Origin of the sequence: Pseudomonas serbica (assembly GCF_028823535.1) — a bacterium.
GTDB lineage: Bacteria > Pseudomonadota > Gammaproteobacteria > Pseudomonadales > Pseudomonadaceae > Aquipseudomonas > Aquipseudomonas serbica.
The window spans coordinates 71,538-89,460 of sequence record NZ_JAQIYM010000015.1; the positions used below are offsets into that span (position 1 = coordinate 71,538).

The 17,923-nt window shown below is 57.9% G+C and carries 29 protein-coding genes; 27 read left to right on the forward strand and 2 right to left on the reverse strand.

Features of this window, described 5'->3' with window-relative positions; genetic code table 11:
• Positions 1-439: 439 nt before the first annotated feature.
• Together NQL71_RS23565 and NQL71_RS23570 are read right to left on the reverse strand one after the other, a co-directional pair.
• Positions 440-628 carry a hypothetical protein gene (locus NQL71_RS23565; protein ID WP_274643388.1) on the reverse strand — a complete coding sequence of 63 codons (189 nt, stop codon included), beginning with the start codon at positions 626-628 and terminating at the stop codon, positions 440-442.
• Between the two features lie 134 nt (positions 629-762).
• Positions 763-1,617, reverse strand: a complete 855-nt coding sequence (locus NQL71_RS23570; protein WP_274643389.1) for a S24 family peptidase — start codon at positions 1,615-1,617, stop codon at positions 763-765.
• A 95-nt stretch (positions 1,618-1,712) separates the two neighbouring features.
• Here NQL71_RS23570 and NQL71_RS23575 point away from each other — a divergent pair, with 95 nt between their 5' ends.
• The 27 genes from NQL71_RS23575 to NQL71_RS23705 all read left to right on the forward strand — a co-directional run bounded on the left by NQL71_RS23575 (position 1,713) and on the right by NQL71_RS23705 (position 17,909).
• Positions 1,713-1,961, forward strand: a complete 249-nt coding sequence (locus NQL71_RS23575; RefSeq protein ID WP_274643390.1) for a transcriptional regulator — start codon at positions 1,713-1,715, stop codon at positions 1,959-1,961.
• A 36-nt stretch (positions 1,962-1,997) separates the two neighbouring features.
• Entirely contained in the window at positions 1,998-2,201 is a 204-nt protein-coding gene (locus NQL71_RS23580; protein ID WP_020799051.1) for a hypothetical protein, read from the forward strand.
• 21 nt (positions 2,202-2,222) lie between these two features.
• Entirely contained in the window at positions 2,223-2,414 is a 192-nt protein-coding gene (locus NQL71_RS23585; protein WP_274643391.1) for a hypothetical protein, read from the forward strand.
• Between the two features lie 187 nt (positions 2,415-2,601).
• A complete protein-coding gene (locus tag NQL71_RS23590) occupies positions 2,602-3,024 on the forward strand; it encodes a phage regulatory CII family protein (protein WP_274643392.1) in 423 nt (140 codons plus the stop codon).
• 70 nt (positions 3,025-3,094) lie between these two features.
• The gene (locus tag NQL71_RS23595; RefSeq protein ID WP_274643393.1) at positions 3,095-3,793 is read left to right on the forward strand and encodes a phage antirepressor KilAC domain-containing protein; all 699 of its coding nucleotides are present in this window, start codon (positions 3,095-3,097) and stop codon (positions 3,791-3,793) included.
• A gap of 11 nt (positions 3,794-3,804) precedes the next feature.
• The gene (locus tag NQL71_RS23600; RefSeq protein ID WP_274643451.1) at positions 3,805-4,578 is read left to right on the forward strand and encodes a helix-turn-helix domain-containing protein; all 774 of its coding nucleotides are present in this window, start codon (positions 3,805-3,807) and stop codon (positions 4,576-4,578) included.
• Between the two features lie 41 nt (positions 4,579-4,619).
• A complete protein-coding gene (locus tag NQL71_RS23605; protein WP_425520692.1) occupies positions 4,620-5,354 on the forward strand; it encodes a replication protein P in 735 nt (244 codons plus the stop codon).
• A complete protein-coding gene (locus NQL71_RS23610; RefSeq protein ID WP_274643395.1) occupies positions 5,347-5,556 on the forward strand; it encodes a hypothetical protein in 210 nt (69 codons plus the stop codon). Before NQL71_RS23605 ends, NQL71_RS23610 begins: the two co-directional genes overlap by 8 nt.
• The gene (locus NQL71_RS23615; protein WP_274643396.1) at positions 5,547-5,849 is read left to right on the forward strand and encodes a nuclease domain-containing protein; all 303 of its coding nucleotides are present in this window, start codon (positions 5,547-5,549) and stop codon (positions 5,847-5,849) included. Before NQL71_RS23610 ends, NQL71_RS23615 begins: the two co-directional genes overlap by 10 nt.
• 106 nt (positions 5,850-5,955) lie before the next feature.
• The gene (locus NQL71_RS23620; protein WP_274643397.1) at positions 5,956-6,387 is read left to right on the forward strand and encodes a VRR-NUC domain-containing protein; all 432 of its coding nucleotides are present in this window, start codon (positions 5,956-5,958) and stop codon (positions 6,385-6,387) included.
• The gene (locus NQL71_RS23625; protein WP_274643398.1) at positions 6,384-7,664 is read left to right on the forward strand and encodes a tyrosine-type recombinase/integrase; all 1,281 of its coding nucleotides are present in this window, start codon (positions 6,384-6,386) and stop codon (positions 7,662-7,664) included. The genes NQL71_RS23620 and NQL71_RS23625 overlap by 4 nt, the downstream gene beginning before the upstream one ends.
• 32 nt (positions 7,665-7,696) lie before the next feature.
• On the forward strand, positions 7,697-7,981 hold the full coding sequence (locus NQL71_RS23630) for a hypothetical protein (protein ID WP_274643399.1): 285 nt from the start codon (positions 7,697-7,699) through the stop codon (positions 7,979-7,981).
• Between the two features lie 3 nt (positions 7,982-7,984).
• Positions 7,985-8,548, forward strand: coding sequence for a hypothetical protein (locus NQL71_RS23635; protein WP_274643400.1), 564 nt, complete (start codon positions 7,985-7,987; stop codon positions 8,546-8,548).
• A gap of 162 nt (positions 8,549-8,710) precedes the next feature.
• Complete coding sequence (locus NQL71_RS23640; protein ID WP_274643401.1) at positions 8,711-9,070, forward strand: hypothetical protein; 360 nt, start codon at positions 8,711-8,713, stop codon at positions 9,068-9,070.
• A gap of 132 nt (positions 9,071-9,202) precedes the next feature.
• Complete coding sequence (locus NQL71_RS23645; RefSeq protein WP_274643402.1) at positions 9,203-9,535, forward strand: phage holin, lambda family; 333 nt, start codon at positions 9,203-9,205, stop codon at positions 9,533-9,535.
• Positions 9,536-9,538: 3 nt separating this feature from the next.
• Positions 9,539-9,733, forward strand: a complete 195-nt coding sequence (locus NQL71_RS23650) for a DUF7940 domain-containing protein (protein ID WP_274643403.1) — start codon at positions 9,539-9,541, stop codon at positions 9,731-9,733.
• A gap of 416 nt (positions 9,734-10,149) precedes the next feature.
• A complete protein-coding gene (locus NQL71_RS23655; protein WP_274643452.1) occupies positions 10,150-10,443 on the forward strand; it encodes an HNH endonuclease in 294 nt (97 codons plus the stop codon).
• Positions 10,444-10,610: 167 nt separating this feature from the next.
• Complete coding sequence (locus tag NQL71_RS23660) at positions 10,611-11,105, forward strand: terminase small subunit (RefSeq protein WP_274643404.1); 495 nt, start codon at positions 10,611-10,613, stop codon at positions 11,103-11,105.
• A gap of 111 nt (positions 11,106-11,216) precedes the next feature.
• Positions 11,217-12,794, forward strand: a complete 1,578-nt coding sequence (locus NQL71_RS23665) for a terminase large subunit (protein WP_274643405.1) — start codon at positions 11,217-11,219, stop codon at positions 12,792-12,794.
• A complete protein-coding gene (locus tag NQL71_RS23670) occupies positions 12,791-12,952 on the forward strand; it encodes a hypothetical protein (RefSeq protein WP_274643406.1) in 162 nt (53 codons plus the stop codon). Before NQL71_RS23665 ends, NQL71_RS23670 begins: the two co-directional genes overlap by 4 nt.
• Positions 12,945-14,255 (forward strand): phage portal protein, encoded by a 1,311-nt coding sequence (locus NQL71_RS23675; RefSeq protein ID WP_274643407.1) that lies wholly within the window; start codon positions 12,945-12,947, stop codon positions 14,253-14,255. Before NQL71_RS23670 ends, NQL71_RS23675 begins: the two co-directional genes overlap by 8 nt.
• Positions 14,256-14,257: 2 nt before the next feature.
• Positions 14,258-15,121 (forward strand): head maturation protease, ClpP-related, encoded by an 864-nt coding sequence (locus NQL71_RS23680; RefSeq protein ID WP_274643408.1) that lies wholly within the window; start codon positions 14,258-14,260, stop codon positions 15,119-15,121.
• Positions 15,122-15,190: 69 nt separating this feature from the next.
• Positions 15,191-16,381 (forward strand): phage major capsid protein, encoded by a 1,191-nt coding sequence (locus tag NQL71_RS23685; protein WP_274643409.1) that lies wholly within the window; start codon positions 15,191-15,193, stop codon positions 16,379-16,381.
• Positions 16,382-16,435: 54 nt separating this feature from the next.
• Positions 16,436-16,675 (forward strand): hypothetical protein, encoded by a 240-nt coding sequence (locus NQL71_RS23690; protein WP_274643410.1) that lies wholly within the window; start codon positions 16,436-16,438, stop codon positions 16,673-16,675.
• 1 nt (position 16,676) lies between these two features.
• Positions 16,677-17,018 carry a head-tail connector protein gene (locus tag NQL71_RS23695; protein WP_274643411.1) on the forward strand — a complete coding sequence of 114 codons (342 nt, stop codon included), beginning with the start codon at positions 16,677-16,679 and terminating at the stop codon, positions 17,016-17,018.
• Entirely contained in the window at positions 17,018-17,395 is a 378-nt protein-coding gene (locus NQL71_RS23700) for a phage head closure protein (RefSeq protein WP_274643412.1), read from the forward strand. Before NQL71_RS23695 ends, NQL71_RS23700 begins: the two co-directional genes overlap by 1 nt.
• Positions 17,388-17,909, forward strand: a complete 522-nt coding sequence (locus NQL71_RS23705) for a hypothetical protein (RefSeq protein ID WP_274643413.1) — start codon at positions 17,388-17,390, stop codon at positions 17,907-17,909. The genes NQL71_RS23700 and NQL71_RS23705 overlap by 8 nt, the downstream gene beginning before the upstream one ends.
• Positions 17,910-17,923: the final 14 nt, after the last annotated feature.

Below are 17,923 nucleotides of genomic sequence, written 5' to 3' on the forward strand. Positions count from 1 at the left end.
AATTTAAGCGAATGTCTAATTTATTTGGGGTTTCGTCAAGTTTTTCGTGAGAAACGTCGCTCCAAACCTAGAAAATTCACGATGGGTCAGCGAAGGGGTATATCCAATGCATTGTAGTTCTAGATGATGCATCTCCGCCTCACAAGGCGAATCTGCGCAGTTTTTCCATCTGTCGTGATAGGCTCCGCGGTGATCTAACCGGCTTAACTGAGCACCACTCCCGCCAATCCTGATTCGATCAAGCGCCCGGTTTAATACGTCCAAAGCATCGAGGAGGGCTTCCGCTTCAGTCGCCGCTGCGTTACTGTTCCTCTGTTTCCTCATTGGGTAGCCGTTTACAGGGAGTTGCTTGTTTTTTGGAGTTTTGAGCGGAAACAAATCCCGCCGAATCCTTCCAACGCTCACCTTATTTGCAACCCGCCAGTCGACCCTGTGTGGCTCAGCTTGCCGCAGCGATTCTCAACGCTATCGCAGCCTCAAGAATCTTGTGTGCCTGAGACAAGACAGACTCAGCCAATTCGTCACTTCCAGCTTCTTTTAGAGCGTCCACCACATCGAGAAGTCTGGCCACCTCGGCCTCAATGGTGCGGATGGATTCGCCTATTTGGTATTGAAGTGAGTGCGCCATGCCACAAGCCCTTGTTCCAGATCGGCTGGGACTTCCATGTGCCAAAGGTAGACCGCTGAACCTTTAATAGCACTCCGGAAAACAGTTAACCGGGTTAACACCTAGGTGCGAAACCGCCAGCAACTGATGCTGCATCAAACCAAGTGCGCATTCCACACCAGCAGCACGCGCGCCTGGATGTAGGTCTCTTCAGCCCTGATAGTTTGAGGCGGATGCCGAGGGTTATCAGAGAGCATGTTGATATGCTCGTCGCCCAGCCACTGGAGACGCTTGATGTAAAGGTGGCCTTCCCAAGAGAACATGTAGATCCCATCACCAGTGAATTCACGGATGCTGATATCGACGAGGAGAGGGTCGCGGTGCTTGATCGTTGGCGCCATCGACTGACCCCACCCTGTCACCATCTTTAGATGGAAGTGTTCCTTGAATTCAACTCCCATCTCACGAAGATGTTGGGGGCTTACCCTCACATCTTGGAGCATCTCCGGATAATCGTGTGGAATTTGCCCGCCACCCATAGCGGCGCGGACATCGTAATGCGCGATCCACACTTCATCACCCATTGCACCGGGACGGTAGTAGTCGATCTCGATTGCGCCACCGCCATTTTCGCTTTCGGCAGCTGCAAGTAATCGCCTGCGAGAATCTTCGGACAATCCCCTTCCTTGCTTTTCGAGCATCTGCCTGACCATCTCGGCGGCGGATGATGCGGGTGGCTGGGCATCGCTCGTATCAATCGAAACGTCGAGATCCTTCTCCGAGCGCTCGTAAACGAAGCCAGGTCGTAGTCCCCAGTGCTCAGGGCCAACGTCATCAGCGAAATAGGCGATCACATCCATCAGCTTCGATTTGTCGATCCGGCCGTTTTTAACCCAGCCCTGTATCGACGGAGGCTTCACATGGAAGTCGTCTGCGAGTTTCTTTTTCGATACGCCCTTGGCGATCCGCGCAGCCTCAATAGCTGCGCCTAATTCTGGTCCGGTAAGCATTGCCTAATTAAGCCTACTGGCTGATTGGTTAGGCAATGGCTTGTCGTAGATAAGGTAATGCCTTATATTCACTTCCAATCTCCAGGAGAGAAATCATGAAATCAGCAGAAGCAGCCAAAGAAGCATCCCGCTTGCTGGGCAGCCAGGCGGAGATGGCGCGCCTCCTGCGGGTTACAGCGCCAACCGTCAACCAATGGTGCTCAGGCGAGCGCGCTGTACCAGCAAAGCGAGCGTTGCAAATCGAGGCATTGACCGAGGGCCAAATCAAAAAGGCCGACCTTTGCCCATCTTTCCCTTGGGGGCAGATCAGCCTTGCGCCCCGCCAAACCTTTTCCGCCGCCTAACCCAAGCCTCGCCACCCCGAAAGCGGAAGTGAACCTATGGCCTACGACGACAAAGCGCATCGACACGAACACCAAGTGAAAGTACGTCTCGACGACGAAGTCTTTCAGGAACTGAAGGACGTTGCCCGCGACATGAAGCTTCAACACAGCGTGCTTAGCCGAGAAATCATCGAGGCCGCGCTTGAGGTCAAGCGAACGCTCGGAGAGCTGCCGTTTGAGCTGGAGAAAAGAAGGGCCTGAGAAGGCCGTAGAGGGGGATTCATGCCCAGTGCAGTTGTGGACTTAAGGAAGGGCGACACAGAAGACCTGGCGCGATGGGCGTCGGAGATCGGGATCACCCCGGATGCATTGGCCTCGCAGATTTTGCGAATGGCCATGCCGGGACTCAAGAAGGCGGCAAGCGACAACGTGCCGATTGATAGCAACGTGATTGCCTTCGCTCCCAAGCGATGAGCACCGGTCCTCATTAGGGACCCCACGGCAGGGAAGGCAGGCCGGTTGCAGATTTTAAGATTGACGCTGGTCCCTGTTTCGGGACTGGAAGAAGAAATGGTCATGGGGTCGTCCCTGATCAGTTGATGAACGAATGATCTCCTGGTTGGCATAACGCCACCACGGAAACAGAAACGAGGTTTTACGAATGGACAAGTTCCTGCGGGCCTGCCACGACGCGGTCAAGGACAACGAAGCAAAGTCGCTGAGCGCCAAGATGGGTGTTCCGCATGTGAGCCTGCTCCAGCGCTCGAACCCGGATAACGACGCTCACCATCTGACCATCGAACATCTGTTCGGGATCTTGTTGCACACCAGTGACATGCGCCCGTTGGCGGCGTTGGCTGATCGATTCGGTTTTGATTTGGTCGCGCGGGAAAAGCCAGCGGTCAAGCCGTTGATGGTTGCGCTTGGTCAGCTTTCGGCTGAGTGCGGAGATGTTGGCCGGCTGATTTTTGATGCTGCCGAGGACAACCACATCAGTCAGCACGAAAAAGCCCAGGGCGAGAAAGCCATTCTGGAGGCCATTGAGGCGCTCCATGTTCTGCGCGAGTCGCTCAAGGCGGCCTGAATAAAAGGCACAAAAAAGCCGGGCTGCAACCCGGCTCTTTCAACAACTTATAAAACACAGTGGGGCCATTATGAACACGATCGTCGCTCCAAGCAATACGGTCACCATGTCGAGCCGTGAGATCGCTGACCTTACCGGCAAGCACCATCACCACGTCGTCCGCGACATCAAGCGCAACCTTGCCGAGCTGAATATCGATGCATCCACTTTTGGATGCATCTACCGGGACGAGCGTAACCGTGCTCAAACCGAATACTTCCTCGGTCACGACCTGGTCATGACGTTGCTCACAGGCTACAGCACTCCGCTTCGCCATTGTGTCGTGACACGTTTAGGCGAACTCGAAAACGTGTCACGACAGGTTGTCACGGTTCCGCAGAATCTCCCTGACGCCCTCAGGCTCGCTGCCGACCAAGCAGAGCAAAATCTTCAACTTCAGGCCGTCATCCAAAAGCAGGCGCCGAAGGTCGAAGCGTTGAATCGCCTCGCCAATACCCATGGGTCCGTATGCATCACCAGCGCGGCCAAGCAACTTGGCGTGGCGCCTCTTCGGTTATTCAAGTGGCTGAGCGACAACCGCTGGATCTATCGCCGGACCAGTCACTCCAGTTGGTCTGCGTTCCAACCGCGCCTGTCGTCCGGGCTGCTTGAGCACAAGCTGGTGAAGGTCGGTACCGAACGCGTAGAGCTCAAAGTCGTCGAGCAGGTCATGGTCACTCGCCGCGGTATCACCACCCTAGCCGAACAACTCCAAGGAAACTCGTTGTGAGCGTTCAAGCAATGTCCTGGGCGCTTTCTTTGCCCACCGAGTCCCTGAAAGACTCAAGCGCACGTCATGTATTGCTGTGCCTGGCCAACTACGCCGGATCTAACGGCGCTGGTGCATTCCCGTCGGCCTCAACTCTGGCTCAAGACACCGGCCTTTCCGAGCGCACCGTTCGCTACAAGCTGGACGATCTGGAGAAGGTCGGCCTGATCCAGAAGGGCAACCAAGCCATCGCCGCGGTGCACATTGATCGTCATGACCGCCGCCCAGTCGTTTACGACCTACAGCTTTCGCGGGGTGCAAATCCTGCACCCCGTACAAAACGGGGTGCAGATGACGCAACGGGGTGCAACTCACAACAGAACGGGGTGCAGTCTGGAACAGACCGGGGTGCAGAATCTGCACCCAATCCATCACTTAACCATCAGGTAACCGAAGAGCAGCTGCAGCGCGAGTTTGCTGATGAAATTTCTCGACTGGACCAGGCCGCCGTCGATGCGCCGGATGATCGCCAACGCTTCGCCATGTTCGCTGCCTGGGAGCCGAATGCCAAATCCCTATCCGACCAGATCGCGATTGCTGGTCTGCCTGCTGACGCAGTACCTGACGCAGCCGTCCGTGCGTTCAAGGGTTTCTTCGTGGCCAAGCCCACCACCGTTGACTCGGCTGCTGGCTGGTGCTTCCGGTTGGTGCAGTGGGTGAAGCGTGAGCGCGTCAAGGCGTCGGGGCAGGGCAAGGCGCCTGACTTCGATAGCACCAGCTGGGCTGACGACCTTGGAGGTCTGTGATGAACGCACCTGCGAAAAAGCCGACCGTCAAAAGCGCCACCATGCTCCTACAGACCATGGGCAATTTGCCCCCGGTTATTCCGTCGGTGCCGACTCAGCTCGCCCCGGGGACCGCCGAAGTCGTCAACGCTCTATTCAAGGAACTCAAGGCCATCTTTCCGGCTTGGCGTCAGGCGTGGCCAGACGACGAAACCCTGGACGCGGCGAAGCGTAGCTGGATTAAAGCGTTCATCGCCGAGGGTATCAACCAGATCGAGCAGATCCGGTACGGCATCCAGAATTGCCGAAACCTCGGCGGCGACTTCGCGCCCAGCGTCGGTAAGTTCATTAAGTGGTGCCAGCCCACCCCGGAAATGCTGGGTATCCCTTCGCACGACAGGGCCTTCCGCGAAGCCCTGGATAATTCGCACCCGAGCCGATTTGGCGAGCGCACTTGGTCTCATCCGGCTGTACGGCACGCCGCGCTCCAATGTGAGATCCACAACCTCTGCGACCAGATTCCCGAGAAAGCCAGCAAGGTTTTCGATCGGGCTTACGACATCACGATTCGCAGGCTGGTGAAGGGGCTTCCGTTGGAAGAGATCGCCGTTGGTATTGGCCATGACGGTAGCAAGTCCCCACTCGAGCAGGCCTCTGAGCTGACTGAGCGAGTTGCGCAGGCCCAGGTTTCGCGGTTGGGCATTCCCACTGACGGGCAGTCCGCCCGGGAGCAGCTCCTGCGCGGCTTCGGTTTGACGCGTTCGCCGCGTGCCGTGGGAGCTGATCATCATGCCTAACCCTTATCTCGCGCCCACTGACCCTGCCGAGTACCGCTTTGCCGTGCACTGCTGCGGCTACAAGTGGGACCTGGGCTACCAGCCAGACCGCGCAGTGGCGTTGTTTTCGGACTCGGCAGCAGCTCTGCGGTTCGGGCAGTCGATGTGGCCATCCACCTGCGAAGTCATCGATATCACTACGGGGGAGCGGGTATGCGCGTGACCTCGAAGAAACTCCGCGCCTCGGCCAATGGACAGGACTGCACCGTCCGCCTGCCGAGCGTCTGCAACTTCAACCCGGCCACCACCGTGCTCGCCCATCTGCCGTGCGGGCAGAAGGGCATGGACATGAAAGGCTTCGACACCGTGGCGGTGTACGCCTGCACTGCCTGCCATGACGTGATCGATGGCCGCGCCGCCGGCGAGGTGGATTGGTCGGATATGCCGCGGGCTATCGCTGAAACACATGAGGCCCTGATCCGGGCCGGAATACTCACCGTGAAGGGGGCTGCATGATTGACCCAAAGACTTTGCTCGTCCTGATGATCCTTGCTAGTTGGGCGCTGTACGAAGTGTGCCGTCGCCTGAATGACCGGTACCTTAAAACGCGTGGTGACCGCAAATGAAGCCCGCTGACATGAAGTTGTTCAAGACCAGAACCGCCAGGGCCAAGCCAGTCGACCGTGAGGGGCTGGAGCAGGCCGCATTGATGGCTGAGCTTCGTGCCCGCATGGCCGGGGTCGCTGACCTGATCTATCACGTCCCGAACGGCGGGCATCGCGTGAAGGCCGTTGCCGCGAAGTTGAAGGCCCAGGGCGTGAAGGCCGGCATTCCCGATCTGGTCCTGCCGATAGCCCGCGGCGGGTTCTTTGGTTTGTACATCGAATTCAAGGCCACGCCACCCAACGATGCCGCGATTTCGTCCAGCCAGCATGAACGGATTCGCAAGCTCAATGCCCAAGGGTATCTGGCGGTGGTGTGCCGCGGGCACTTCGACACGATGGAGCAGATCCGCGCCTACATTCGGCTCGCTCCTACAGTGGTGGCCGCATGACCAGCGCCGCCGTGAAGATGTCCGACGCCGAGATCAAACGGCAGGCTGCCGGCGATGTCCGGGATCTGCGCGACATCGAGAATCGCGGCCTGTACCTGCGCTTCACCCGGGCTCGCGCACGTGCGTCCTGGTACCTGGTGGTGAAGGGTGAGTGGAAGCGAATAGGCGCCTTCCCGGACCTCAACACCAAGCAGGTGGTCGCGGCGCTGCCGGCCATCCGCCTGCGGCTGGAAGCCGGGACCGGCGCGAACCTGTCGAAGTGGGCCACTGTCGGCGAGCTGCTGACCTGGTACGCAGAACGCATGTCCCGCGACCGCAACCTGTCGAGCAAGCGCAAGAAGACCGGTGCTTCGGCCATCAAATGTCACCTGAGGCCGCGCCTGGGTGACCTGCCACTGACCGGCATCGACAAGGCTACCCTCGACAGCCAGCTCATGTGGCCACTGCAGGAAAGCATTTCTATCGACTACGTGCGCTCGGTGTTCCAGCTGCTGGCCCTGGCCTTCCGCCAGGCGTTCAAGCTGGGGCTTATCTCGGCCAACCCGATGGCGACCATCAAGTTCAACGACTTCTCCAAGGCGAAGGTCGGGATCAAGCCGTCGCGCCTTCGTGGTGTGCAGCTGTCGGGCCTGCTGGAACAACTGGCCGCCGTCATGGAGCCCGCGCCGCTGGATGCCATGCTCGCCCTGATGATGCTCTGCCACGGCACGCGTATCGGCGAAACCCGGCAGGCACGGTGGTCGCACATCAGCCTGGCCGAGCGTGAGTGGTTCATTCCGGCCGAACACACCAAGACCGGCGTCGAGCACCACCTGCCATTGACCGAGCAGGTGTGCGCGCTGCTCGTCAGCTATCGCGAAGGTCAGTACGCCAAGGGATACGACGGCCAGTTCCTGTTTCCGGCACGCAATGGCAAGGCCCTGAGCGAAGGCCAAGCCAGCGCCGTGTTTGCACGGTTGGGGCAGGGCGAGTGGACCAGTCATGACCTGCGCAAGGTGGCCCGTACCGGTTGGGCAGACCTCGGCATTGACCACCTGATTGGTGAGCTACTGATCAACCACGCGATGGGCCACAACGTGAAGGTGTACATCCAGTCGGACGTGATGGGGCGCAAGCGCGATGCCTTGCAACAGTGGCACACCCATCTAGACCAGAAGGGTTTTGCCCTGATTCACGGATTGACCGGCCTTAGATTCGGAGATTCCGGTAATGCGCTGGAAGCCGCAGAACACAAGGGCTGCGAGGCCATTCAAGAATCAACCATAGGCGAGGTTTAAAAATGAATAAAAGGACTCACGGACCCGCCCTTGTGCGCAGTTTGATACCGCTCACCGAGTGCCCGTCCTGTGCCGGGAAAGGGATCATCAAAGGGGTGTTTCACGAACTCGACTGCATCGGTTGTCACTCCTCGGGCTTCGTTCATGCCCAGACCCTGGAGCCGCTGTTTATCGAAGACCTGGTGGTTCAGTTGGGCAGGATGGTTCGCCGGGAGCGCAGTCAGTTGGTCGACAAGAACCCATCACGCTGCATCGTTGATGAATACCAGCAGAGCAATAGTCGCGGCGCCGGCCGCTCGAATTACAAGGGGGATTGAGTCATGGGCATCTACAAAGACGTGATGGGCACGCTGGTTCGGGTACTGGCCGCTGACAACATCGACAACAGCACGAAGCAGTCCTGGCAGAAGCTGATCGACGCCGACCTTCGTCAGGGTGGCACCGGCAGCTCGCTCTCAGTGCGTGACAAGTTCGATTACGACTGCTGCCTCTATGCGCTCCTGCATCGTCAGCTCGAGCCTGCTCAGTGGGATGTTCTGGTCGCCAAGTACTCGACACACAAGGCCAATAAGGTCGCCGCCATCGGCCGCCTGGTAGCTCGTATGGTGTCCCCGGCGCCGCAACTGTTCATCTATAAATCGCTCACTGCCTGGGCGATACCGAAGCTCAAGGGAGTCCAGGCCGGCAAGCGCTCCACTGACATGATCGTGCTTCCGGCTGAGTTCTACGACATGAATACTTGGGACATTGAAGGAAAGCCAGAGTCGACGCGCCGACGCTGGAAGACCGGCATCGCAAAGCGTCTTGAGTCGTTGGAGGAGGCTGCAGTAATCCATGCGACTGAAATATTCGATCGGGAAGAAATCTTCATCGACGCCGCTTGACGTAGTGGCGGAATGATCATAAATTAGCCCCATCATGTCGATCTTGCGAGTTATGAGAGACGACAAAAAAAGCCCAGCCAATCGCTGGGCTTTTTTGTTGGAAACTCCTGTCCTTGGTAGTGGCCAATTGATATATTCCCGCCCTAATTTTAGGAGGGACCCATGAAAAAAGCCGCTATTGCCCTACTTCTTGCTGCTGTTGCAACCTCGGGCTGTACTATTCGTGTTGCTGACATGACCGTCGCGAGCACGAAGAACTACAACATCAATGCCTCGAAATTTGTAAAGGGCAAGCGCGTCACTGGAGAGGATAATTACCCAGTGATTATCTTCCCAACGGGGATCCCAAACATGAAGACAGCAATGGATAACGCCATCCAGCAGGACACCTGCGCAGTAGGCCTGACGGATGTGGTCATGAGCCAGTTGAACCATTCCTTCTTGGTCGGGATGATTGGCTTCCGCGTTGAAGGCGACTTGGTCATCGACACATCTCGTCCCGGGTGCGAAGCACGCGCTTAAGACATCAAGAAATACCGAAGCCCTGGCATTTGCCGGGGCTTTTTCGTTTTCGGCTCCACCACACCCATCGCTCCGAGCTGGGAGTGATGTTGGGGCCGAACCTATATCGCTCCCCGCAAGGGAGGACGCTGGATGCCACATATGCCAGAGAAGAACCCAGAAACATGGCTCATCGTCATGGCCTGGCTTAGCCAGCATGCCCCGATGTTCTATGCCGCGGCGCTGTCGTGCTGGATTGCCTTCCTCCGCGTCATCTACGGCGGCGGGGGGCGACGTCAGGCCCTGCTGGAATCCTGCCTGTGTGGTGCGATCACAGCGGGAGCATTCCCGCTGCTTGAATACTTCAACCTCCCATCGAGCCTTGCAGCTGCCGTTGGCGCCTGCATCGGCACGCTCGGCGTGAAGAAGGTTGCAGCCTTGGCTGACCGATTCACCGACTTCAAATTGCCCAAACGGCAGGAGTGATCCATGCAACTGATCGACAACTGGAAACAAGCGCTGAGCATGACCAGTGTTCAGGCGGGCGGCGCTATCGCAGTGCTGGGGGTGGCTGAGCAGCTGATGCCGCAACTTCAGGCTGTGCTGCCACCGGTGGCCTACGGCGTACTGGGTCTGCTGGTGATGATCGCCCGCGTGGTCCTACAGCCGAAGCTGGTGAAGTGACAGTTGAAACCAATTACCAATCAGGCCTTAGGAAGACCGCAGGAGAGTCGGCTGTGATGGGGTGAGAAAGCAATCCATTCAGTTGACGGCAATGGTTGTCTGCCTGTTCAGCCTGTAAGAAATTTCGATTCACTGCCTCCCCTGTACGAATGTCGACGATTCGGTAGTAGAAACCGTTCGAAACTCCGTGGGCGGGTCGTTTTTGCACGATAAATACTTCCCCCATCATCTGGCCCCCTGTTGGTCATCCATACACCTTAATCCCTGATGCGCATTTATCAAGGAAGGTGGATGAATGGGAATTTCGTAAAGCTGGAAGATCGATCAAAGCATTCGTCGCGGCACGTTGCGCGAATCAGAAAATTGTCGCCAAAGGTCAGTCATGCATGCCTCGACTCAAAACACTCCCGCCTCGCATGAAACAACTCGAAGGCAGGTCCTTCGCCCTGCCAGTTGGACCGGAGGGTGAAGCAGGCTGGGGGGCAGGGCGAGGAGGGCGTCCTTGGCGCCGTAAGCGCGCCGCAGTTCTTTTGCGTGATGAGTACACATGTCGGGCTTGTGGCTTGGTAACGCTACAGCTGGAGGTGGATCACATCGTGAACCGCGCTCGCGGTGGGTCGGACGATGAAGAGAACCTCCAGGCGCTCTGCATCCCGTGCCACAAGCTGAAGACTGCCGCCGAGGCTGCCGCTGGAGCAGGGCGAGCGTGAAGTTGCGCCGCCTTTCCTGCAATTGAGAATCGTTGTCGATTTCGCTTGCGGCACGCCAGTGCCCCATCCCCGAGGGAGGGGGCGGGTCAAAACCGTGGGAGGTTTAGCCTCGGCCACCACTCGCCCCCGCACGGACAGATTTTTTCCCCCACACAGGTTTTTTGTTAATGGCGTTAACAACCAAGCAGCGTGCTTTTGTCGACGCTGTGAGGAGAGGTGCGTCCAACAAAGACGCAGCGATAGCCGCAGGATATGCGGCCTCCAGCGCTTCGGTGGCCGGTTCACGATTGGCCAAACACCCGAACGTTCTCGCCGCATTGGCCTCTTCACCCATTAACAAAAATGTTAAAGCCGGCCCCAAGCCGGTCAATGAAAAACCGCCGGCCGAGGACCTAGCCCGGGGTGATGCCGAATCCTCCTTCGACTTTTCCAAGGCGATGACATTCACCGATCCAAAAGCATTCTTGATCGCGACCATGAACGACTACGACGCGGACGCGAAGCTTCGGGTCGACGCAGCGAAAGCGCTCATGCCGTTCATTCATCCGCGTAAAGGTGAAGGCGGCAAAAAAGAAGAAAAGGAAGATGCCGCGAAGAAGGCTGCCAAAGGCAAGTTCGGCGCTGCACCTCCACCCCCAACTCATTTGCGATCGGTGAAATAAGTGAACGAACCCACCTGGGACACAGCGTGCCCAGACTGGGAATCGCGAATCATCCATCGACAATCGCTGGTTCCGTTTCCGCCTCTGTTTCCAGATGAGGCGGCTGCGTGCATGCAGGTCCTGAATGACCTGCGGATTGTCGACGCACCGGGTAGCCCGCTGATTGGCGAATCCTGTGCGCCGTGGATCAGTGACCTGGCCGGCGCTATTTTCGGTGCCTACAACTCCAATACCGGCGAGCGGCTGATTCAGGAGTTCTTTCTCCTTATCAGCAAGAAGAACGCAAAGAGCACCATCGCTGCTGCGATCATGCTCACGGTGCTGATCCGGAACTGGCGCCAGTCAGCCGAGTTCATCATCTTGGCGCCGACGATCGAGGTGGCGAACAACGCCTACGCGCCGGCCCGCGACATGGTCAAACATGACGAAGAGCTGTCGGCACTGCTGCATGTGCAGGATCACGTTCGGACGATCACGCACCGCGAGTCCGGTGCCACGCTGAAGGTAGTAGCCGCTGATCAAAACACTGTCGGTGGGAAGAAGGCCGCTGTCGTCCTGGTCGACGAGCTTCACTTGTTCGGCAAGAACCCGCACGCGGCCAACATGCTGCGTGAAGCCACCGGTGGGCTCGCGTCAAGGCCCGAAGGGTTCGTGATCTATCTCACGACACAGTCTGACCAGCCCCCGGCGGGCGTGTTTCGCGAAAAGCTCCAGTACGCCCGGGGCGTGCGTGACGGGACGATTGTCGATCCGAACTTCCTGCCGGTGATCTACGAGTTTCCGAAAAAGATCCTTGAGGCTGATGATCACCGCAAGTCCGAGAATTTCTACATCACCAACCCGAACATGGGGTACTCGGTTAGCGAGAAATTCCTGATCCGTGAAATGAAAAAGGCGGAGGAGGCCGGTGAGGCTGAAATACTGGGCTTTATGTCCAAGCATCTCAACGTCGAGATCGGACTCGCGTTGCGCTCCGATCGGTGGGCAGGCGCTGATTACTGGGTCGGCGCAGCTGAAAAGAAGCTCACCCTCGATGATGTAATTGCCCGATGCGACGTCATCGACATCGGGATCGATGGTGGTGGCCTGGACGACTTGCTGGGCTTTGCCGCGGTGGGCCGGGACAAACGAACCCGTGACTGGTTGGTTTGGACTCACGCCTGGGCGCATCCCTCGGTGCTCGAGCGAAGAAAGGCAGAAGCCCCTCGTTTTCACGATTTTGAGAAAGACGGCGACCTGACCCTGTCAAAGCGAATCGGCGATGACGTGCTTGAGGTGGCTGACCTGGTTGAACAGGTGGAAGAGTCGGGCTTGCTGGACAAGGTCGGGGTCGACCCTGTGGGTATTGGTGCGATCTATGACGCGATGATTGAGCGCGAAATTCCCCCGGAAAAAATTGTTGCCATCAGCCAGGGCTGGAAGCTCGGCGGGGCGATCAAGACGGCGGAACGCAAGCTCGCCGAAGGCGGGATGAAGCACGGTGGCCAACCCATGATGGCCTGGTGTGTCAGCAATGCGAAAGTCGAGCCGCGCGCGAACTCAATCCTGATCACCAAGCAAGCCAGTGGCTCGGCCAAGATCGATCCCTTGATGGCTCTATTCAACGCGGTGACCTTGATTTCTTTAAACCCCGAAGGCCGGGGTAACGATGACTTCATGGCCGCCATTAGGAACCCGATCATCGTATGAACCCATTGCACGTATTCATTCTGCTCGCGCTGTGCGGGTTCGGTTCGGCCGTTGCAGGCGTTTACGTTCTGCAAGGCTTGGGCTGGGCGCTAATCGCCGGAGGCGTTGCGTTACTTCTGATCGCTGGATTTGTGCGCAAGGGGCTGATCAGTGACTAAATCATTATCGGCCGTGCTGGGCCGCGCGGCCCGCAAGCCGAGCGCGTCGCTGGGGCACACCCTGAACGAATGGATCGGTCGGCAGATCGGCTTGGGCGACGGCGGCTTTTGGGGGCAGTTCCTCGGTGGCGAATCCAGCTCGGGCAAGAACGTTACGGTCGACAACGCTATGCAGCTCTCGGCGGTTTGGTCCTGCGTCAGGATCATCTCGACGTCGGTGGCCGGCCTACCGATGGGTGTGTATCGACGCGAAGCTGACGGTGGACGCAAGGATGCCCGGGACTTTGGCCTCTACGACATCGTACATACAAGCCCCAACGAGGACATGACGGCGTTTCAATTCTGGCAGGCGATGGTTGCCGCCATGCTTCTGCGCGGAAATGCATTTGCGGAAATCTTGCGTATTGGTAACCGAGTTGTCGCCTTAGATTTCCTGCTACCGAGCCGTGTCGATTTGGAATCGGATGCGGATGGCAGGATCACCTACTGGTACCGCCCGAAAAAAGGTGCCAGGCGCCAGATCCAGCGTTCAGACATGTTGCATATCCCGGCGTTTAGCCTGGACGGGCGTGTTGGTCTTTCAGCCATCCGCTATGGCGCTGATGTTTTCGGCGCTGCAATGTCCGCGGATGATGCCGCGAATGGAACGTTCAAGAACGGGTTGCTTCCCGCGGTGGCATTTAAGGTTGATCGCGTGCTCAAGCCAGAGCAGCGAGAAGAGTTTCGCGACTATGTAAAGCAGGTGTCGGGGGCTTTGAATGCTGGGCGATCGCCAGTGCTTGAGCAGGGAATTACGCCAGAATCCATTGGGATTAACCCCGTGGATGCTCAGCTGCTCGAGTCCAGGGGGTACAGCGTTGAAGAGGTGTGCCGCTGGTTCGGCGTTCCGCCATGGATGGTTGGAAAAACGGATGCGGGCAGTAACTGGGGTACCGGGCTCGAGCAGCAGATGATTGCCTTCCTGACCTTTAGCATCAGTTCAATTACCAATCAGATTCAGCAGTGCGTTAACAAGCGATTGTTGACTCCGGCAGATCGCGTTTCGTACTACGCCGAATTTTCGCTTGAGGCATTCCTGAAAGCCGACACTGCCGGGCGCTCAGCCTGGTATAGCCAGATGACCCAGAACGGCATCATGACTCGTGACGAGTGCAGGGTAAAAGAGAACCTCCCCCGGCACGGCGGCAATGCAGGCGTGCTAACGGTTCAAACAAACTTGACCCCCATCGACAAGCTGGGCGAATCCACCGATGGCCAGGCCGCGCAGACAGCCTTGAAAAGCTGGCTCGGCCATAAGGAGTAACCATGGCACTGAATATCAATGCTCGCAGTTTCAACTGTGAGCTGAGCCCGCGCGCGCTCGATCTATGGAACCCGGATCTGCGCGCGGCCCTGGAGGCCGGTACAGACACCATTACCATGTACGGCATTATTGGTGAGGACTGGTACGGCGAGGGCGTCACTCTCAAACGCGTCGACGCAGCGCTGCGGGCCATTGGTGATAAGCCGGTCACCGTTTACATCAACTCGCCAGGTGGCGACATGTTCGAAGGCATCGCGATTTACAACCGCCTGATCGAGCATTCGCAAGAGGTCACCATCAAGGTGCTTGGCCTGGCCGCTTCGGCGGCATCCGTTATCGCCATGGCAGGCGCCAAACGTGAAGTTGCCAAGACCGCGTTCCTGATGATCCACAACTGCTGGACGTACTTCGCTGGCAACCGGCACGCCATCCGAGAGCTGGCCGATACCATGGAGGAGTTCGATCGCGCCATGATCAGCTTGTACGCAGACACCAGCGGGCAAAAGGAAGCTGCGGTAGAGAAAATGCTCGACGCCGAGACCTACATGAACGGATCTAATGCCGTCGAGAAGGGGTTCGCTACGGGTCTTATTTCCGCAACCGAGGTTGAGCAAGCGCCAAGCGAAACGGGGGCGCAGGCCCACTCAGCGCGTAAGCTCGACGCCGCACTGGCGAAGTCCGGCATGCCTCGCAGCGAACGGCGAAAACTCATTTCCGAAATCAAGACCAGCACGTCTAGCGCTGCTGGCGGCGACACGCTTCGCGCTGTCGTGCCGGGCATGCCCAGCGCTGCCCTTGATGTATCCGCGTTTGAAGAAACCGCAAACCAGGCGTCAGCGCTTCGAAGTTTGTTCCCGAGCCGCTGAGCGGCTGTAACCGCACTCGATTACCTACCGCCCCTGTGGCGGTTTTTTCATTTCTGAAAGGACCAAAAAATGCCTGCTCCGGATTACGCTCAAATCGAAGCCTCCCAGAAGCAAACCCAGGCCGACCTAAAAGCGGTTGGCGATCAAATCAAAACCTATGCCGAGCGCACCGAGAAGGAAATCAAAGCTTCCGGTGAGATGCAGGCGGAAACCCGTGGCAAGGTTGATGAGCTGCTGCTCAAGCAAGGCGAGCTGCAAGCCCGTGTGCAGGAGGCGGAGCAGAAGCTGGTCAATGCTGGCAAGCTGCATGAGCCAGAAGTGCAGCAGTCTGCTGGTCACCTGGTGGCCGCCAAGATGACCGAAGAGGGCGTGACCAGTTCGTTTCGCGGCTCGCGTCGAGTCGAGGTTCCGCGCGCCGCCATCACCACCGCCACCGGCGGCGCCCTGGTCGCCCCTGACCGCGTCGGCGTGATTATTGCCCCTCAGCGCCGCCTGACTATTCGCGACTTGGTCGCGCCGGGTACCACTGGCAGCAACGCTGTTGAATACGTCCGAGAGACCGGCTTTACCAACAACGCCGCGATCGTCGGCGAAGGCTTGGCCAAGCCATACAGCAATCTGACTTTCGCGTTGGATAACGCCAACGTTCGCACCATTGCTCACCTGTTCAAAGGTAGCCGCCAGATTCTGGATGATGCCGCCGCACTTCAAAGCTACATTGACGCACGTGCGCGTTACGGGCTGCTGCTGGCCGAAGAAGCCCAGCTGCTGTATGGCAACGGTACTGGCAACAACCTCAAAGGCATCATTCCTCAAGCTCAAACGTACGCTGCACCGGCCGGAATCACCGTGGCCGCCGAGCAGCGCATCGACCGCATTCGCCTGGCACTACTGCAGGCGACCTTGGCTGAGTTCCCATCGACCGGCGTGGTCCTTAACCCTATCGATTGGGCAGCGATCGAGCTCCTGAAGGACGGCGAAGGTCGTTACATCATCGGCAAGCCTCAGGACGGTACCGCGCCTCGCCTATGGAACCTGCCGGTGGTTGAAACCCAGGCCATTGTCCAAGACCAGTTCCTGGTCGGTGCCTTCAGCCTTGCCGCGCAGATCTTCGACCGTATGGGCATCGAGGTGCTCATCTCGACCGAGAACGACAAGGACTTCGAAAACAACATGGTCACCATCCGTGCAGAAGAACGCTTGGCGTTCACCGTGTACCGACCTGAAGCGTTCGTTACCGGCGACCTGACTGCCGCTTAATCCCCGATAAAAAGGCCACCGCTTGGTGGCCTTGCTCGTTTAGGAGATATCGATATGGCGCGTAATACTCCAAGCTCGCCTGTGGAAAATGACAATGCCACTGATACGTCTGTGGACACGTCTCCCGCGGGCGGAGCGGTTACTGACAACTCGATCATGATTTACCCGCTGCGAAGCTACCTGGACGGCAAAGAAATCCGCCGCCGGGGTGGTGCCGGTTATCTTTCGCCGAAGCATGACGCGACCTCGCTGATCGCTGCTGGCCTCGCGACTGATACAGATTCAAAGGCCTGATATGAACGCCATATCGACCGACGAAGCAATTCAGCATTTGCGGGCGGAGGAAGATGATCGAGCGCATGTGGAGTTGCTTTTGGCGGCGGCCGAAGACAGCGCGGCGCAGTTTCTCAATCGCCGGTTCTATGCAAATGCGGCTGCATTGGACGCCGCTGTCCTCAACGGATCTGCCGGTTTGAAACCGATCTTGATCAATCCTTCCATTCGCGCAGCGTGCTTGCTGATTTTGGGAGACCTTTACAGTAATCGCGAAGACGAGTTGGTGGGGGGCGAGTTCAGCAGCATGCCTGCCGGTTCGCGGTCACTGCTGACGCCGTATCGGATAGGGTGGGGGATCTAATGGCTCGTGGCGCAAACCAGCTTCGTGAACCGCATACCGGCGAGCTCAACAGGCGTATCACCCTTCGACTCAGATCCGATGTCCCAGCTTCGGATATGGGCCTGGAACCGGTGTTTTCTGAGCCTAGAAAACGCTGGGCGAAGATAGAGCCTGTCGGGACCGCGATATACGCCCATGGAGTTCAGACAGACAACAAGCTCACTCATCGCATCACGCTGCGCTACCACTCTGGTATCACCGATGCTCATGAAATCGTTCACGGTGAGACATTGTACCGAGTGAAACGCATCGCCGACTTGAATGGGGCGCACAGATTTACAGTCCTTGAAGTTGAGGAGTTAGGCCAACTCAAGAGCGGAGGCGACATCTATGTCTAACTCCGCTTCGATTGACGGTTATCTACACGTTGAGGGTTTCGACAGCTTTGAACGAGACGCCTTCGACAAGCGAATGATTCGCGCCGGGATGCGCAAAGTTGGTCTGCTGATCACCCAGCGAGCACAGATGAATCTTGCGCTGGGCAAAGGCCAGGACGGCTATCCGGTAAATCGAACGGGCGCCACGGTTGAATCGGTAAGTTTTAAGGTTTCCCGCTCGGGTTTCCTTGTCCGTATCTCCCCGACCAAGACCTCGGCGATGGAAGAGTTTTACCCGGCTTACCTTCACTATGGGGTGAAGAAGGGTCGAAAACTCGGAAAGCTCGCACCTGGTAAGGGCAAGGGCAAATCGAACCGCCGCGCCATTGGCGCAAGGGCTGCCGCGCTTGCTGAGCGTGCCGCCGGCGCATGGCGCATCAAGCCTCGCGACAACTACATGGCCGATGCTTTGCAGGATTCATCATCGCAAGTTCAATCGATACTTTCTGCTGCGTTTGCCGCTGCCCTGCGTTGATCGCTGCCCCCTCC

What these genes read in the sequence shown, in the direction of transcription:
- NQL71_RS23565 (WP_274643388.1), bottom strand. Translation starts at nt 628, where the DNA reads ATGGCGCACTCACTTCAATACCAAATAGGCGAATCCATCCGCACCATT.
- NQL71_RS23570 (WP_274643389.1), bottom strand. Translation starts at nt 1,617, where the DNA reads ATGCTTACCGGACCAGAATTAGGCGCAGCTATTGAGGCTGCGCGGATC.
- NQL71_RS23575 (WP_274643390.1), top strand. Translation starts at nt 1,713, where the DNA reads ATGAAATCAGCAGAAGCAGCCAAAGAAGCATCCCGCTTGCTGGGCAGC.
- NQL71_RS23580 (WP_020799051.1), top strand. Translation starts at nt 1,998, where the DNA reads ATGGCCTACGACGACAAAGCGCATCGACACGAACACCAAGTGAAAGTA.
- NQL71_RS23585 (WP_274643391.1), top strand. Translation starts at nt 2,223, where the DNA reads ATGCCCAGTGCAGTTGTGGACTTAAGGAAGGGCGACACAGAAGACCTG.
- NQL71_RS23590 (WP_274643392.1), top strand. Translation starts at nt 2,602, where the DNA reads ATGGACAAGTTCCTGCGGGCCTGCCACGACGCGGTCAAGGACAACGAA.
- NQL71_RS23595 (WP_274643393.1), top strand. Translation starts at nt 3,095, where the DNA reads ATGAACACGATCGTCGCTCCAAGCAATACGGTCACCATGTCGAGCCGT.
- NQL71_RS23600 (WP_274643451.1), top strand. Translation starts at nt 3,805, where the DNA reads ATGTCCTGGGCGCTTTCTTTGCCCACCGAGTCCCTGAAAGACTCAAGC.
- NQL71_RS23605 (WP_425520692.1), top strand. Translation starts at nt 4,620, where the DNA reads ATGCTCCTACAGACCATGGGCAATTTGCCCCCGGTTATTCCGTCGGTG.
- NQL71_RS23610 (WP_274643395.1), top strand. Translation starts at nt 5,347, where the DNA reads ATGCCTAACCCTTATCTCGCGCCCACTGACCCTGCCGAGTACCGCTTT.
- NQL71_RS23615 (WP_274643396.1), top strand. Translation starts at nt 5,547, where the DNA reads ATGCGCGTGACCTCGAAGAAACTCCGCGCCTCGGCCAATGGACAGGAC.
- NQL71_RS23620 (WP_274643397.1), top strand. Translation starts at nt 5,956, where the DNA reads ATGAAGCCCGCTGACATGAAGTTGTTCAAGACCAGAACCGCCAGGGCC.
- NQL71_RS23625 (WP_274643398.1), top strand. Translation starts at nt 6,384, where the DNA reads ATGACCAGCGCCGCCGTGAAGATGTCCGACGCCGAGATCAAACGGCAG.
- NQL71_RS23635 (WP_274643400.1), top strand. Translation starts at nt 7,985, where the DNA reads ATGGGCATCTACAAAGACGTGATGGGCACGCTGGTTCGGGTACTGGCC.
- NQL71_RS23640 (WP_274643401.1), top strand. Translation starts at nt 8,711, where the DNA reads ATGAAAAAAGCCGCTATTGCCCTACTTCTTGCTGCTGTTGCAACCTCG.
- NQL71_RS23645 (WP_274643402.1), top strand. Translation starts at nt 9,203, where the DNA reads ATGCCACATATGCCAGAGAAGAACCCAGAAACATGGCTCATCGTCATG.
- NQL71_RS23650 (WP_274643403.1), top strand. Translation starts at nt 9,539, where the DNA reads ATGCAACTGATCGACAACTGGAAACAAGCGCTGAGCATGACCAGTGTT.
- NQL71_RS23655 (WP_274643452.1), top strand. Translation starts at nt 10,150, where the DNA reads ATGAAACAACTCGAAGGCAGGTCCTTCGCCCTGCCAGTTGGACCGGAG.
- NQL71_RS23660 (WP_274643404.1), top strand. Translation starts at nt 10,611, where the DNA reads ATGGCGTTAACAACCAAGCAGCGTGCTTTTGTCGACGCTGTGAGGAGA.
- NQL71_RS23665 (WP_274643405.1), top strand. Translation starts at nt 11,217, where the DNA reads ATGCAGGTCCTGAATGACCTGCGGATTGTCGACGCACCGGGTAGCCCG.
- NQL71_RS23670 (WP_274643406.1), top strand. Translation starts at nt 12,791, where the DNA reads ATGAACCCATTGCACGTATTCATTCTGCTCGCGCTGTGCGGGTTCGGT.
- NQL71_RS23680 (WP_274643408.1), top strand. Translation starts at nt 14,258, where the DNA reads ATGGCACTGAATATCAATGCTCGCAGTTTCAACTGTGAGCTGAGCCCG.
- NQL71_RS23685 (WP_274643409.1), top strand. Translation starts at nt 15,191, where the DNA reads ATGCCTGCTCCGGATTACGCTCAAATCGAAGCCTCCCAGAAGCAAACC.
- NQL71_RS23690 (WP_274643410.1), top strand. Translation starts at nt 16,436, where the DNA reads ATGGCGCGTAATACTCCAAGCTCGCCTGTGGAAAATGACAATGCCACT.
- NQL71_RS23695 (WP_274643411.1), top strand. Translation starts at nt 16,677, where the DNA reads ATGAACGCCATATCGACCGACGAAGCAATTCAGCATTTGCGGGCGGAG.
- NQL71_RS23700 (WP_274643412.1), top strand. Translation starts at nt 17,018, where the DNA reads ATGGCTCGTGGCGCAAACCAGCTTCGTGAACCGCATACCGGCGAGCTC.
- NQL71_RS23705 (WP_274643413.1), top strand. Translation starts at nt 17,388, where the DNA reads ATGTCTAACTCCGCTTCGATTGACGGTTATCTACACGTTGAGGGTTTC.